Origin of the sequence: Ruegeria sp. HKCCD8929 (genome assembly GCF_013031405.1) — a bacterium.
Classification (GTDB): Bacteria; Pseudomonadota; Alphaproteobacteria; order Rhodobacterales; family Rhodobacteraceae; genus Ruegeria.
Genome location: NZ_WPZY01000007.1, coordinates 97,364 through 110,202, shown reverse-complemented (window position 1 = coordinate 110,202; position 12,839 = coordinate 97,364). Strand labels below are relative to the sequence as shown.

The 12,839-nt window shown below is 65.8% G+C and carries 13 protein-coding genes; 9 read left to right on the top strand and 4 right to left on the bottom strand.

Annotated features, from left to right (window positions below):
• The first annotated feature begins 22 nt into the window (after positions 1–22).
• The 7 genes from GOX53_RS12925 to GOX53_RS12895 all read left to right on the top strand — a co-directional run bounded on the left by GOX53_RS12925 (position 23) and on the right by GOX53_RS12895 (position 6,688).
• Positions 23–1,105: an alcohol dehydrogenase family protein gene (locus GOX53_RS12925; protein WP_217351769.1), complete on the top strand. Its 1,083-nt coding sequence runs from the start codon at positions 23–25 to the stop codon at positions 1,103–1,105.
• The gene (locus GOX53_RS12920; RefSeq protein ID WP_171176948.1) at positions 1,102–1,680 is read left to right on the top strand and encodes a dimethylsulfonioproprionate lyase family protein; all 579 of its coding nucleotides are present in this window, start codon (positions 1,102–1,104) and stop codon (positions 1,678–1,680) included. Before GOX53_RS12925 ends, GOX53_RS12920 begins: the two co-directional genes overlap by 4 nt.
• On the top strand, positions 1,677–2,783 hold the full coding sequence (locus GOX53_RS12915) for a mandelate racemase/muconate lactonizing enzyme family protein (RefSeq protein WP_171176946.1): 1,107 nt from the start codon (positions 1,677–1,679) through the stop codon (positions 2,781–2,783). Before GOX53_RS12920 ends, GOX53_RS12915 begins: the two co-directional genes overlap by 4 nt.
• Positions 2,780–3,064 (top strand): cupin domain-containing protein, encoded by a 285-nt coding sequence (locus tag GOX53_RS12910; protein WP_254446553.1) that lies wholly within the window; start codon positions 2,780–2,782, stop codon positions 3,062–3,064. The genes GOX53_RS12915 and GOX53_RS12910 overlap by 4 nt, the downstream gene beginning before the upstream one ends.
• On the top strand, positions 3,061–4,176 hold the full coding sequence (locus tag GOX53_RS12905) for a mandelate racemase/muconate lactonizing enzyme family protein (protein ID WP_171176944.1): 1,116 nt from the start codon (positions 3,061–3,063) through the stop codon (positions 4,174–4,176). Before GOX53_RS12910 ends, GOX53_RS12905 begins: the two co-directional genes overlap by 4 nt.
• Before the next feature lie 118 nt (positions 4,177–4,294).
• Complete coding sequence (locus GOX53_RS12900; RefSeq protein WP_171176942.1) at positions 4,295–5,398, top strand: mandelate racemase/muconate lactonizing enzyme family protein; 1,104 nt, start codon at positions 4,295–4,297, stop codon at positions 5,396–5,398.
• A gap of 9 nt (positions 5,399–5,407) precedes the next feature.
• Positions 5,408–6,688 (top strand): aspartate aminotransferase family protein, encoded by a 1,281-nt coding sequence (locus tag GOX53_RS12895; RefSeq protein WP_171176940.1) that lies wholly within the window; start codon positions 5,408–5,410, stop codon positions 6,686–6,688.
• A 19-nt stretch (positions 6,689–6,707) separates the two neighbouring features.
• Here the strand turns inward: GOX53_RS12895 and GOX53_RS12890 are convergent, their stop codons facing one another.
• The 4 genes from GOX53_RS12890 to GOX53_RS12875 form a co-directional block, all read right to left on the bottom strand.
• On the bottom strand, positions 6,708–6,926 hold the full coding sequence (locus GOX53_RS12890; protein WP_171176938.1) for a DUF1127 domain-containing protein: 219 nt from the start codon (positions 6,924–6,926) through the stop codon (positions 6,708–6,710).
• A 183-nt stretch (positions 6,927–7,109) separates the two neighbouring features.
• The gene (locus GOX53_RS12885) at positions 7,110–7,505 is read right to left on the bottom strand and encodes a carboxymuconolactone decarboxylase family protein (protein WP_171176936.1); all 396 of its coding nucleotides are present in this window, start codon (positions 7,503–7,505) and stop codon (positions 7,110–7,112) included.
• Positions 7,506–7,507: 2 nt separating this feature from the next.
• A complete protein-coding gene (locus GOX53_RS12880; RefSeq protein ID WP_171176934.1) occupies positions 7,508–8,326 on the bottom strand; it encodes a cyclase family protein in 819 nt (272 codons plus the stop codon).
• A gap of 180 nt (positions 8,327–8,506) precedes the next feature.
• Positions 8,507–9,400, bottom strand: a complete 894-nt coding sequence (locus GOX53_RS12875; RefSeq protein ID WP_371810294.1) for a type 1 glutamine amidotransferase — start codon at positions 9,398–9,400, stop codon at positions 8,507–8,509.
• Positions 9,401–9,529: 129 nt separating this feature from the next.
• Between GOX53_RS12875 and GOX53_RS12870 the strand changes: the two genes are divergently transcribed.
• Positions 9,530–11,626 (top strand): 3-hydroxyacyl-CoA dehydrogenase NAD-binding domain-containing protein, encoded by a 2,097-nt coding sequence (locus GOX53_RS12870; protein WP_171176932.1) that lies wholly within the window; start codon positions 9,530–9,532, stop codon positions 11,624–11,626.
• Entirely contained in the window at positions 11,626–12,801 is a 1,176-nt protein-coding gene (locus tag GOX53_RS12865) for an acetyl-CoA C-acyltransferase (protein ID WP_171177225.1), read from the top strand. The genes GOX53_RS12870 and GOX53_RS12865 overlap by 1 nt, the downstream gene beginning before the upstream one ends.
• Positions 12,802–12,839 lie beyond the last annotated feature (38 nt).

Below are 12,839 nucleotides of genomic sequence, written 5' to 3'. Positions count from 1 at the left end.
TGCCCGAGTCAGGAACACACCGATGACCATCCCTGCGACGATGAAGGCCATGGTTCTGACCGGCCATGGCGATCTGGACAAATACGAATGGCACGAGGACTGGCCCACGCCGCAGCCGGGGCCGATGGAGGTGCTGATCAGGGTCGGAGCCTGCGGGCTGAACAATACCGACGTGAACACACGGTCGGGCTGGTACTCGAAGACGGTGGACGAGGCGACGACCGGCGGCGCCTACTCGGAGGTGGATGACACCGACAGCACCTGGGGCGGGGCCCCGCTGACTTTTCCGCGCATTCAGGGGGCCGATGCGGTCGGCACCGTGGTGGCGGTGGGCGAGGGCGCGGATCCCGGGCTGATCGGCAAGCGGGTCATGGTGGCCGGGTGGCTCCGTGACTGGGACGATCCGATGAACCGCGACAAGGCGGGGTATTTCGGCTCGGAATGTGACGGCGGTTTTGCCGAATACACCAAGGCTGATGTGCGGGGCATTGCGCCCATCGAGAGCGAGCTGAGCGACGCGGAACTGGCGACCTTCATCTGCTCTTACGTCACCGCCGAGGGGATGGTGGATCGCGCAAATGTGGGCGCGGGCGACACCGTGCTGGTGACCGGTGCCTCGGGCGGCGTGGGCGGTGCGCTGATCCAGCTGTCGAAACTGCGCGGCGCGCGGGTGATCGCCATGGCGTCCGAAGCCAAGCACGAAGATGTTGCAAAGTTGGGACCGGACCGCATTCTGCCGCGCGGCCCCGAGAACCTGAAAGCTGCGCTGAAGGGTGAAAAGATCACCGTTGTGGCCGATGTGGTGGGCGGTCCGATCTGGCCCGACCTGATCGACAGTCTGGAGCGGGGCGGCCGCTATACCTGTTCCGGTGCGATTGCAGGGCCTCTGGTCGAGCTCGATCTGCGCACCTTTTACTTGCGCGACCTGACCTTTACCGGCTCGACCGTGAACAGGCCGGAAAATTTCACCGATGTCGTGAAATACATAGAGGATGGCAAAATCAAGCCAGCTTTGGCCGCTACATATCCGTTAGCTGATCTGCGTGAGGCCCAGCAGGCCTTTATCGAAAAGACGCATACCGGCAATATCGTGGTGATCCCGTGACACTCGACGACGTTCTTGAAGCCGCCCGCCAGCTGCACCGGGCGCATGACGACCTGCGGGGTTTTGGCGCCTGGCCGGACGTGCTGGCCCAAACCGGTCTGCAGCCGCGCGCCATCCCGGCCACGGATCTGGTCGCCGGATTTGCGCTGGACGGCACGGGGCAGACGCAGGCTCTGGTCGAGGCGGTGCGGGCCACGGCGCATCTGGCGCATTGGAAGCGCACCTATACCGAAGCCGAAGTGGGGGCCGATTTTCGCAACCGCTACGGCTATTACGAGCTGTTCGGTCCCACCGGGCATTTTCATTCGACCCGGCTGCGCGGCTATATCGGCTATTGGGGCGCGGGGTTGAGCTATGACTGGCACAGCCATCAGGCCGAAGAGATCTACCTGACCCTTGCCGGTGGTGCGGATTTCCGGGTCGCGGGCGATGAGGCTCATGTCGGTCCCGGCCAGACCCGGGCCCATGTCAGCTGGCAGAGCCACGCGATGGTCACCACCGACCGGCCGATCCTGACCTTCGTGCTCTGGCGCGGCGAGGGGATGGCGGACCTGCCCCGGATGGACGCCGCATGAAGATCACCGGCATCCGCATCTTCCAGACCGGGTTGCCCTACGTGGGCGGGGCCTATGTCTGGGGGGGCGGCAATGCGATTGAAACCGCCATTGCCTCGGTGGTGGTGATCGACACGGATGCGGGGCTGCAGGGCTGCGGAGAGTTCACGCCCTGCGGCGAGAACTACATGATCGCGCATTCCGAAGGCGTTCCGGCGCTGGCGCGTCTGGTGGCGCCGCGTCTGCTGGGCGAAGACCCGCGCAACGTGGCGCGGATCGAGCAGATCCTGGATCATCTGGTGCAGGGTCACGGCTATGCCAAATCGCCGTTTGATGCGGCCTGCTGGGACATCCTTGCCCAGTCGCTGGACGCGCCTCTGTGGGCGATCTGGGGTGGCAAGCTGACCGACGGCGCGCCGATGTATCGGGTTGCGCCGCAGAAGGACACCGAGGGCACAATCGCCGAGATGGAGCGCTATCGCGCGCAGGGCTACCGCCAGTTCCAGATCAAGGTCGGCAGCGATTGGGCTGCGGATGTCGAGCGTATCCGGGGTACCGTGCCGCTGCTCAAGCCCGGAGAGAAGGCGATGGCGGACGCCAATCAGGGCTGGCGGGTGGACGATGCGCTGCGGGTGGCACGGGCGACGCGGGATCTGGATTACATCTTCGAACAGCCCTGCCGCACCTATGCCGAATGCCTGCAGGTCCGCGCCCGCATCGACCTGCCGATGAAGCTGGACGAATGCGTCACCGGCATGGCCGTCGCGCAGCAGATCGTGGCGGACCGCGCGGCGGAACTGGTCTGCCTCAAGATCTCCAACCTCGGGGGGCTCTCCAAGGCGCGCCGCGTGCGCGACTACCTGATCGAAAACCGCATTCCGGTGGTGGCCGAGGATACTTGGGGCGGTGAGATCGCCAGCGCTGCGCTGGCCCATTTCGCCGCCACGACGCCGGAAGACTACCTGCACAACACCACCGATCTGATGAATTACAACACCCGCTCGACCGGGATCGGCGGGCCGGTGGCGCGGGACGGCAAGCTCTATGCGCCCGACACGCCGGGTCTGGGCGTCCAGCCCGATTTCAACAGTCTTGGCGCGCCGATTGAGGAGTTCGCCCAATGAGACCGCAGGCTGTTGCAACCAAGATGATCGACGATGTGCGCGTCCGGGTCACGCGTTTCGACTTTGCCCCCGATGCGGAAACCGGATGGCACCGCCACGAGATGGATTACGTCATCACCGCCATCACCGATTGCCACATGCGCTTGGAATTGCCGGACGGCACGGTCAACCAGGTGACGGTCCCCGCAGGAACCGCCTATCGCCGCGACGAGGGGGTCGAACACAATGTGATCAATGCCGGGGACACGCCCATGTCCTTTGTCGAAGTGGAACTGAAATGAAGATCACCCGCATCTCGGTCTATCACGTCGACCTGCCGCTGGAACATCCCTACTGGCTCTCCGGCGGCCGGCTGAAATTCGAGGTGCTGGACGCCACTTTCGTGAAGATCGAGACGGATGCGGGCCTGACCGGCTGGGGCGAGGGCACGCCCTGGGGCCACACTTATGTGCCCGCCCATGGTCCCGGTATCCGCGCCGGGATCGAGACCATGGCGCCCTTCATCCTCGGCCTCGACCCGCGCAAGGTGCTCGAGGTCGAGCGGGCGATGGATCTGGCGCTGCCCGGGCATCTCTACACAAAGTCCCCCATCGACATGGCCTGCTGGGACATTGCCGGGCAGGCGGCGGGGCTGCCGATTGCCGACCTGATGGGCGGCGGCGCGCGTACGCCTGCCCCCATCGCCTCCTCTGTGGGCGCCAAGACGGTTCAGGAAACCCGCGAGGTCATGGACCGCTACCGCCAGCGCGGCTACCACGTGCATTCGGTCAAGGTGGGCGGCGATGCCGAGCGCGATATCGAGCGCATCCGCGATGTCGAGGCGCACCGGCCGCGGGGAGAGCGTATCCTCTATGACGTCAACCGCGCCTGGACCCGGCAGCGGGCGCTGCGGGTGATGAAGGCGACCGAGGATCTGGGTGTGATGTTCGAACAGCCTGGCGAGACGCTGGACGATATCGCCGCCATCCGCAGCAAACATGCGGCCCCGGTCAGCGTCGATGAGAGTCTCGTCACCCTGCAGGATGCGGCCCGCATCGCCCGCGAGGGGCTGGCCGAGGTCTTCGGCATCAAGCTCAACCGCGTCGGCGGGCTGACCAAGGCCGCCCGCATCCGCGACATCGCGCTGGCCCACGGCATCGACATGTTCGTGATGGCCACTGGCGGCTCGGTTCTGGCCGATACCGAGGCGCTGCACCTGGCCGCCACCATCCCCGATCACAACCTGCTGGGCATCTGGGCCTGTCAGGACATGCTGACACTGGACATCGCGGGGGGGCGCGGCCCCCGCAACAAGGAGGGGCATCTGTACCTGCCCGAAAGCCCCGGTCTGGGCGTCCACCCTGACGAGGGCGCGCTGGGCGCCCCCGTGGCCATATACGAGGCCGGACAATGATCTTCTTCTCGTTCCAAATACGGTGGGGGGTGAATTGGCCGCAGGCCAAGAGGGGGGCGAAGTCCCCCTTCCCCCCAGCGACGCGCAATGCGCGGCGCAGAACCTGCGGGGGGCGAACATGAAGCTCACCCGCATCTCGATCTGGCACGTGCCGTTGACCAGCCATCAGGCTTACTACATGGCCGATGGTAAGACCTGCGACACGGTCGAAACGGTGGTGCTGGCGCTCGAGACCAACACTGGCCTGACCGGCTGGGGCGAAGTTTGCCCGATCCCGCATTACCTGCCCGCCTACGCCCGCGGCGTGGCCCCGGCAGTGACCGAGATGGCGCCGGTGCTGCTGGGCGCCGAGCCGGTGGGGCCCGAGGCGCTGATGGCCCGGCTGGACCGTCATTTGCACGGGCATGTCTATGCTAAATCGGCGGTCGATATCGCGCTCTGGGATCTGACAGGGCAGGTGGCGGGTCTGCCGCTTTATGCTCTGCTCGGCGGACGGCAGGCGCGGGACATGCCGCTCTATCACTCGATCACCTGCATCGCGCCGGACGATATGGCGCGCATCGCACGCGAGGCACAAGCACAGGGGATCACCCAGTTCCAGGTCAAGCTGGGCGCGGATAGTGACTGGCAGGTCGATGCGGCGCGGCTGCGGCTGGTGCGCGAGGCGGTGGGCGACGGCCCGCTGGTCTACGGCGACTGGAACTGCGGCACGACCTCACTCGATGCCACCCGCGTGGGCCGCGCGGTAGCGGATCTGGACGTGATGCTGGAACAGCCTTGCGCCACGATCGAGGATTGCGCCCGCGTGCGGGCCGCGACGGGCCTGCCGATGAAGCTGGATGAAAGCGCCCATGACACGGCAAGCCTGTTGGCGGGTCATGCGCAGGGCTGCATGGATGCGGTGGCGGTGAAGTTGTCGAAATTCGGCGGGCTTTCTCCGGCGCGGCGGGCCCGCGATCTGTGCCTGCATCTGGGCGCAAAGATGTGTGTCGAGGACACCTGGGGCTCGGACATCACCACGGCCGCGTTGCTGCATCTGGGTGCCAGCACCGATCCCGCCCGGCTGATGAATGTCTGTGACCTGTCCGGCTATGTTGCGCCCCGGCTTGCGCCGGAAGGACCGGTGCGCAAGGCTGGACGTATCGCGCCGCCCGAAGGGGCCGGTCTGGGCGTGGCGCCCGACCGCGCTTCGCTCGGCGAACCCGATCTGGTTTTGGAATAGGAGGCCATCATGCTCACCACACTCAGTCAGGCCGACTGGATCGAACGGGCCAAATCCGTGCTGCCCGGCGGCGGCCTGGGCAATTTCGATCCGTCGAAATTCATCCGCGAGGGCAAGGGCAGCCGGGTCTGGGACGAGGACGGCAAGGAGTATGTCGACTTCCTGATTGGGTCCGGCCCAATGCTGCTGGGTCATGGTCATCCCGAGGTGATGGAAGCGGTTGCCGAGCAACTGCCCAAGGGCATGACGTTCTTCACCAACAATGCGCGTGCGGTCGAACTGGCCGAAGAGATCTGTTCCGCCGTCCCCTGTGCCGATCAGATCCGTTATGTCTCCTCCGGCGGTGAGGCGGACATGTACGCGATCCGGCTGGCCCGCGCCTATACGGGCCGCGACCGGATCGTGAAGTTCGAAGGCGGTTATCACGGCATGAGCGCCGAGGCGCAGATGAGCCTTGCGCCCGCCAGGATGGTCAACTTCCCGCAGGCGGTGCCGGACAGTGCGGGTATCCCCGAAAGCGTCCGTGCCGAGATGCTGATCGCGCCGTTCAACGATCCGGACTACATCCGCTCGCTGCTGGCCGAGCATGGCGAGCAGGTGGCCGCGATCATCGTCGAGCCGTTGCAACGGATCATTCCGCCCGCGCCCGGTTTCCTGCAATTGCTGCGCGAGGAGGCTGACAAATACGGCATCGTGCTGATTTTTGACGAGGTGGTGACCGGGTTCCGCTTTGCCTATGGCGGCGCGCAGGAGCTCTATGGTGTGACGCCCGACATCGCCACGCTGGGCAAGATCATCGGCGGCGGCTTCCCGCTGGCCGCGATTGCGGGCAAGGCCGATATTATGGCGCATTTCGACAAGGGTGCCGTGGGATCCGAGAGATGGCTGATGCAGCTTGGCACGCTGTCGGGCAATCCGGTGGCCGCGGTGGCGGGGCTCAAGACCATGGAGGTGCTGCGCCGCGAGGGGCAGTATGACAAGTTGCGCGCCAACGGGCGGCGGCTGATGGAGATGGCAGGGGCGGCGCTGGACGCGCACGGCATCGCGCATCGCATCGTTGGCGATCCGACCCTGTTCGAGATCGTCTTTGCCGACACAGATATTCGCGACTATCGCGATGTGTTCCGCTCGGACGGGGAGCGCACGGGCCGGTTCAACGCGATGCTGATGCAGAACGGGATGTTCAAGTCGCCGGCCAAGACCTATCCGTCGCTCGCGTTGACCGAGGCGGATTTCGAACTGTGCGAGCGGGCCTATGCCAAGGCGGCTGAGGCGGTGGCGGGGATGTAGAGCCTCCCCGCTGTGCCGGTCACGCGACGTCGGACAGGACGTGGCGGATGATATCCTCGCGCGCGATGCCGCGTGCGGCGAGGTCTTCATCGCTGAGCGCCGCCAGCGCCTCGATCTGGCGGACTTTGGAGTTGGCCTCGCCGATGCGGACCAGCGCATCGAAGATGCCGCTGAAGATATCGGCCACGGCGGCGAAGAGGCCGTGGAATGAGGAGTGCTGTGCGGTTGAATGTGCCATGGCAATGCCGTCCCGTCTGCGGGTTTTCGTTCCCGCGTGATCTATGCCGCGCGGACTGCGGGAGCCAGACAACAGACGGAATAGCCGCTGTGCGCTGAGTGCAAATCTGCGACGGAAATGTGTGTTTGGATTGGTTCGGCCGTGCCGGAGCGGAGGCACGGCCGGGACTTGTTTCGGCAGAGGTCAGGCCGTGAACGCCTCGTCCACCGGCACCTGCAGTGAGTTTGCCAGCGCATTGGTCTGTGAGGCCATGCCAATCACGGCCAGCAACTCGCCATACATCTCGTCCGTCATGCCTTTGGCACGCGCTGCCGCCGAATGGGAGTGAACGCAATAGTCGCAGCCATTGGCGCTGGAGACGGCGATATAGAGCATCTCCTTGACCAGCGGGTCCAGCGCGCCGGGGGCCATGACCACCTTGAGCCGCTCCCACGTGGCGCGCAGCAGGGCGGGATCGTGGGCCAGCGCGCGCCAGAAGTTGTTCACGTAATCTGTGCCGCGCACCGCCCGGATGTCGTCGAAAACGGCCAGCGCCTCGGCGCTGACCTCGTTGTCGGACAACAGGGAAACCGTTGCCATGCCTACACCATCGCGAAGATGCGGGCCGGCCCGCCCGAGCCGCCGCGATGAACCGGCGCGCCGACGACCAGCGTGGCGCCGCTGGCGGGCACCTGATCGAGATTGGCCAGGTTCTCGATCCCGTAACGGTTGGTGGGCAGCCAGGCATAGTGGGTGGCGAAATCCGCCGACGGGCCGTGATCCAGCGACAGGGTGTCCACCGCAATCGCCACCGCGCCGGTCTCTTCGATCAGCATCTGCGCGGCCTCGACGTGGAAGCCGGGGAAGTGCATCTTCCCCTCGCCATCGACATTGCGATAACCGTCGCCGCCGGTCTTGCTGCCCCAGCCCGAATGCATGGCGACGCAGGCGCCGTCGGGGATCGGGCCGTTGGTGTCGATCCAGGCCTTGAGGTCGTCCGGCGTGACCTGCGCGTCGGCATCCGCCGCGGCCTTTTCGTGGATATGCACCACGCAGAGCGGGCAGACCAGGTTCGACACCGGGATCTCGTCCACTGACTGGCCGTCGGCAGAGAAATGCAGCGGTGCGTCGATATGGGTGCCGGTATGTTCGTTGACGGCGAGATTGAACAGGTTGAAGCCGTTGTCCCTGAAGTTGAAGCCCTGGGTCATCTCGATTCCGGGCGCGCCGAAATAGGTGGGGAAATCGGCGTCATAGACATGCGTCATATCGGTGACATTGCCGTGGCCCATGGCCATGGCCGGCGTCGTGGTGGCCGACCCCAACGCCGCACCGGCCGCCACGGCTGCACCGGCCTTGAAGAAAGACCTGCGGGACAGCATCCGGTCCTTGACGGCATTCATAACGCAGATATCGCACATTGCATCGCTCCCTGTTGCTGATCGACGGCTGCGGCGGGCTCGGGTCCGCCGTGCCTCGGAAGGAGCCTAGCACAATTGCAACAAAGTCAATCACCTAAGAGTGAGGTGAGCGCCTCTCCACCGGCGGGCCAAGCCGCTTGCAAGCGGCTTAAGCGGTTTGCAAACCGCTTCAAGGCGTTTTCAAACGCCTTGGTCCCGGTGGTGGTGCCGGGCCTGTTCAAAAAAACGTGCGATGCTTTCGGCATATGCCTTTTGATCGGCGGGGTCCTTGAGCGATGCCAGGGCAGCCCGGCAGGCCTCGGGGCCCAGCGTGTCGGCCATTTCTTCGGTCAGAGCCCTGACAAAGCCCGGCTCCATCTCGGGGTGGTGCTGCGTGGTGTAGATGTGATGGCCGATGGCGAAACCGGTGGTGGCGCAGGCGGTGGAGCGGGTCAGGTTCAGTGCATTCTCGGGCAAGACCGTCACCTGCTCGCTGTGGCAGCCATGAAGCCGGATCACATCTGGCAGGTCGCGGGCCCAGCCGGGGCGGGCCAGCAAGTGGTTGCGGGTCAGCCCGTGTACCCAGCCGCCTGGGTTCCAGTCCACCTTGCCCCCCAGCGCGACCGCGATTGCCTGATGCCCGAAACAGGCGCCGAAGAGCGGCTGCCGTGCCTGTTCCATGTCGCGGATCAGGCCGAACAGTCGTTCCACCCAGCCCTCGCCGCTGCGCACCGAGGCCGGGCTGCCGGTGATCATCGCCCCGTCGAACCGCGCCATGTCGTCGGGAAAGATCCCGTCCTTGACCGAAAACACCTCCGCGCTCCAATCCGGGCGGGCAAGGCGGATCAGCTCGGTGAAGGTCTCACCATCCTGTGGGTGCGCCTGCGCAAACGCGCTTTCGTCGGTATTGGTCATCAGGATCGCAAGATGCATGTGGCGTGCCTTGGTGTCGGGACGTCTGAACCTATCGGCATATGGCGGCCCCGGAAAGGTGGGTGCAAGTGTTGCCGACCGGGTCTGCGTGCCCCGATTCCGCTTGATCTCATCTGCCAGCCAAACCACCCTTGCGGGGAAACAGAAATCCGCTGCAGGCATGACACCCGCCGGCGATCGGGGTGTGACGCAAGGTTTTCCGCGCCGCCGCCCGGTCGGAGGCTAGTCTCTGCAACATGGGAGAGCGGGCGAGTCGCAACGCCGCCCGGCAGACAGGGGAGGAGAGGCCGCATGTCCGAGGCTGTAGAATACGAACGGGTCGGGGATATTGCCGTGCTGGCGGCCAACAACCCGCCGGTCAACGCGCTGGGCGTCGATGTGCGCCGGGGGCTGCTGGCCGGGATCGAGCGGGCAGAGGAAGAGGGCGCGAAGGCGGTGCTGATCTACGGTCAGGGCCGGACCTATTTTGCCGGGGCCGATATTCGCGAGTTCGGCAAGCCGCCGCAGGATCCGTGGCTGCCCGAGCTTTGCGCGCGGATCGAGGCCTCGCCGCTGCTGGTGGTCTCGGCCATTCACGGCACCGCTTTGGGCGGCGGGTTGGAGGTGGCGCTGTCCACCCATTACCGGATCGCGCTGCCGTCGGCGCAGGTCGGTCTGCCCGAGGTGCATCTGGGCATCCTGCCCGGCGCTGGTGGTACCCAGCGATTGCCGCGCGTGACGGGGGTTGAGGCCGCGCTGGACCTGATCACCAGCGGGCGGCATGTGCGGGCGGACGAGGCGCTGAAGCTGGGGATCATCGACAAGGTCGAGGAAGGCGATCCGCGTGAAGTCGGGCTGGCCTACGTGGCCGAGCTGCTGGACAGCGGTGCGGCGCGCCGACCGGTCAGTGAGATGGCTGCCCCCGCGCCCGTGGATTTCGATGCGGTCTATGAGCAGGTGCTGAAAAAGGGGCGGGGTCAGATCTCGCCCGCGACTGCTGTGCGGGCCGTGCAGGCGGCGTGTGAGGCCGAGAGCTTTGACGCCGGGATGCGGCGGGAGCGTGAGCTGTTCATGGAGCTTATGGCCTCGGACCAGCGCGAGGGGCTGATCCATGCCTTCTTTGCCGAGCGCGCGGTGGGCAAGCTGCCGGAACTCAAGGGCGTTGAGCCACGGGTTCTGCACACTGTCGGTGTGATCGGGGGCGGCACGATGGGGGCGGGGATTGCCACCGCCGCGCTGCTGGCGGGCCTGCCGGTGGTTCTGCTGGAGATGTCGCAGGAGGCGACGCAGGCGGCCAAGGCCCGGATCGGGAACAATCTGAGCGGCGCGGTGAAACGGGGCAAGCTGACCCAGGCGCAGTATGACGAGATGGTCGGGACCGCGCTGACGCTTGCCACCGAGTATTACGAGCTGTCGGGCGTCGATATGGTGATCGAGGCCGTTTACGAGGATATGGAGGTCAAGAAGAAGGTCTTTGCCCAGCTTGATGCGGCCTGCAAGCCGGGGGCGGTGCTGGCCTCGAACACCTCGTATCTGGACATCAACGAGATTGCCTTGGTCACCAGCCGACCGGCGGATGTGATCGGGTTGCACTTCTTCTCTCCGGCCCATGTGATGCGGCTGCTGGAGGTGGTGGTGCCGGACAGCACCGCGGCCGACGTGGTGGCGACCGGGCTGTCGCTGGGCAAGCGGATGCGCAAGGTCACGGTGCGGGCGGGTGTCTGCGACGGGTTCATCGGCAACCGGATCCTGAGCACCTACCGCACCTGTGCCGATCACATGATCCTGGATGGCGCCAGCCCCTATCAGATCGACACGGCGCTGACCGATTTCGGCTTTGCCATGGGGCCGTTTGCGGTGGCGGATCTGGCCGGGCTGGATATCGGCTGGGCGGTGCGCAAGCGCAGGCGGGCCGAGGGGCTGGACCCGCGTGCCCGCGATGCGAGCTATGCCGACAAGCTGTGCGAGCAGGGGCATTACGGGCAGAAGACAGGCAAGGGCTATTACATCTACGAGGCGGGCAGCCGGGTGGGTGTGCCGAACCCGGAGGTGATGGCGCTGATCGAGGCGGAGCGGGCCGAGCAGGAGATCACACCGCGCGACTTCACCGATGCCGAGATTGTCCGCCGCTACATGGCGGCGATGGTCAATGAGGCCGCCAAGGTGGTGGGCGAGGGGGTCGCGCGGCGTCCGCTCGATGTGGATATGACGCTGCTCTACGGCTACGGATTTCCGCGCTATCGCGGCGGGCCGCTGAAATGGGCGGATATGCAGGGGCTGCCCGGGCTGCTGGTCGATATTGAGACCTGGGCCGAAGAGGATGCCTATTTCTGGCAGCCCGCGCCTTTGCTGAAACAACTCGTGGCCGAGGGCCGCACTTTCGATGATCTGAACAAGGACGCCGCATGATGAAACAGGCCGTAATCGTATCCGCTGCCCGGACGGGCCTTGCCAAATCCTTTCGCGGCTCGTTCAACATCACCCATGGCGCGACCATGGGCGGCCATGCGGTGCAGGCGGCGGTCGGACGAGCCGGGCTGGACGGGGCCGAGGTCGAGGATTGCATCATTGGCTGTGGCTTTCCCGAAGGCGAGACCGGCAGCAATATCGCCCGGCAGATCGCCATTCGCGCGGGCCTGCCGGTGACAGCCTCAGGCATGACGGTGAACCGGTTCTGCTCGTCGGGGTTGCAGACCGTGGCGCTGGCGGCGCAGGCGATCACCGGGGGCGGCGCGGGGCCGATCGTGGCGGGCGGGGTTGAGAGTATCTCTTTGGTGCAGCCCAAGACGCGGCCCGCGCCCGAGGATTGGATACTGGAGCACAAGCCCGCGATCTACATGGCGATGATCGAGACGGCCGATATCGTCGCCAAGCGCTATGGCATCAGCCGCGAGGAGCAGGACGAATACGGGCTGCGCTCACAGCAGCGGATCGCGGCGGCGCAGGCGGCGGGCACGTTCGATGACGAGATCGTGCCAATGCAGACCGTCATGGCGGTGAAGGACAAGGAGACCGGCGAGGTCTCTGGGCGCGATGTCACGGTCGACCGCGATGAGTGTAACCGCCCGAATACCACGCCCGAGGGACTTGCCGGGCTGGAGCCGGTGCGGGGCGAGGGCAATTTCATCACGGCGGGCAATGCCAGCCAGCTTTCGGATGGCGCGGCGGCGCTGGTTCTGATGGACAGCGATGAGGCCGAAAAGCGGGGCCTTGAGCCGATGGGCGCCTTCAAGGGGTTCTGCGTGGCGGGATGTGAGCCCGATGAGATGGGCATCGGCCCGGTCTTTGCGGTGCCGCGCCTGCTGGAGCGGCACGGGCTGAAGGTGGACGACATCGACCTGTGGGAGCTGAACGAGGCCTTTGCCAGCCAGGCCTTGTACTGCCGCAACCGGCTGGGGATCGACGACGAGATTTGCAACGTCAATGGCGGCTCGATTGCCATCGGTCATCCGTTTGGCATGACCGGCGCCCGGATGACCGGCCATCTGCTGCGCGAAGGGCGGCGGCGTGGTGCGAAGCTGGGTGTCGTTACCATGTGCATCGGCGGCGGCATGGGCGCGGCCGGATTGTTCGAGATTTACTGACCGGAACTGCGCCTGAACGCCCCATCGAGGGCCGGTCA

Coding starts and splice junctions, on each gene's coding strand:
- GOX53_RS12890 (WP_171176938.1), bottom strand. CDS start 6,926: ATGGCACATTCAACCGCACAGCACTCCTCATTCCACGGCCTCTTCGCC.
- GOX53_RS12870 (WP_171176932.1), top strand. CDS start 9,530: ATGTCCGAGGCTGTAGAATACGAACGGGTCGGGGATATTGCCGTGCTG.
- GOX53_RS12905 (WP_171176944.1), top strand. CDS start 3,061: ATGAAGATCACCCGCATCTCGGTCTATCACGTCGACCTGCCGCTGGAA.
- GOX53_RS12925 (WP_217351769.1), top strand. CDS start 23: ATGACCATCCCTGCGACGATGAAGGCCATGGTTCTGACCGGCCATGGC.
- GOX53_RS12885 (WP_171176936.1), bottom strand. CDS start 7,505: ATGGCAACGGTTTCCCTGTTGTCCGACAACGAGGTCAGCGCCGAGGCG.
- GOX53_RS12865 (WP_171177225.1), top strand. CDS start 11,626: ATGAAACAGGCCGTAATCGTATCCGCTGCCCGGACGGGCCTTGCCAAA.
- GOX53_RS12895 (WP_171176940.1), top strand. CDS start 5,408: ATGCTCACCACACTCAGTCAGGCCGACTGGATCGAACGGGCCAAATCC.
- GOX53_RS12910 (WP_254446553.1), top strand. CDS start 2,780: ATGAGACCGCAGGCTGTTGCAACCAAGATGATCGACGATGTGCGCGTC.
- GOX53_RS12900 (WP_171176942.1), top strand. CDS start 4,295: ATGAAGCTCACCCGCATCTCGATCTGGCACGTGCCGTTGACCAGCCAT.
- GOX53_RS12880 (WP_171176934.1), bottom strand. CDS start 8,326: ATGTGCGATATCTGCGTTATGAATGCCGTCAAGGACCGGATGCTGTCC.
- GOX53_RS12915 (WP_171176946.1), top strand. CDS start 1,677: ATGAAGATCACCGGCATCCGCATCTTCCAGACCGGGTTGCCCTACGTG.
- GOX53_RS12875 (WP_371810294.1), bottom strand. CDS start 9,400: ATGCCTGCAGCGGATTTCTGTTTCCCCGCAAGGGTGGTTTGGCTGGCA.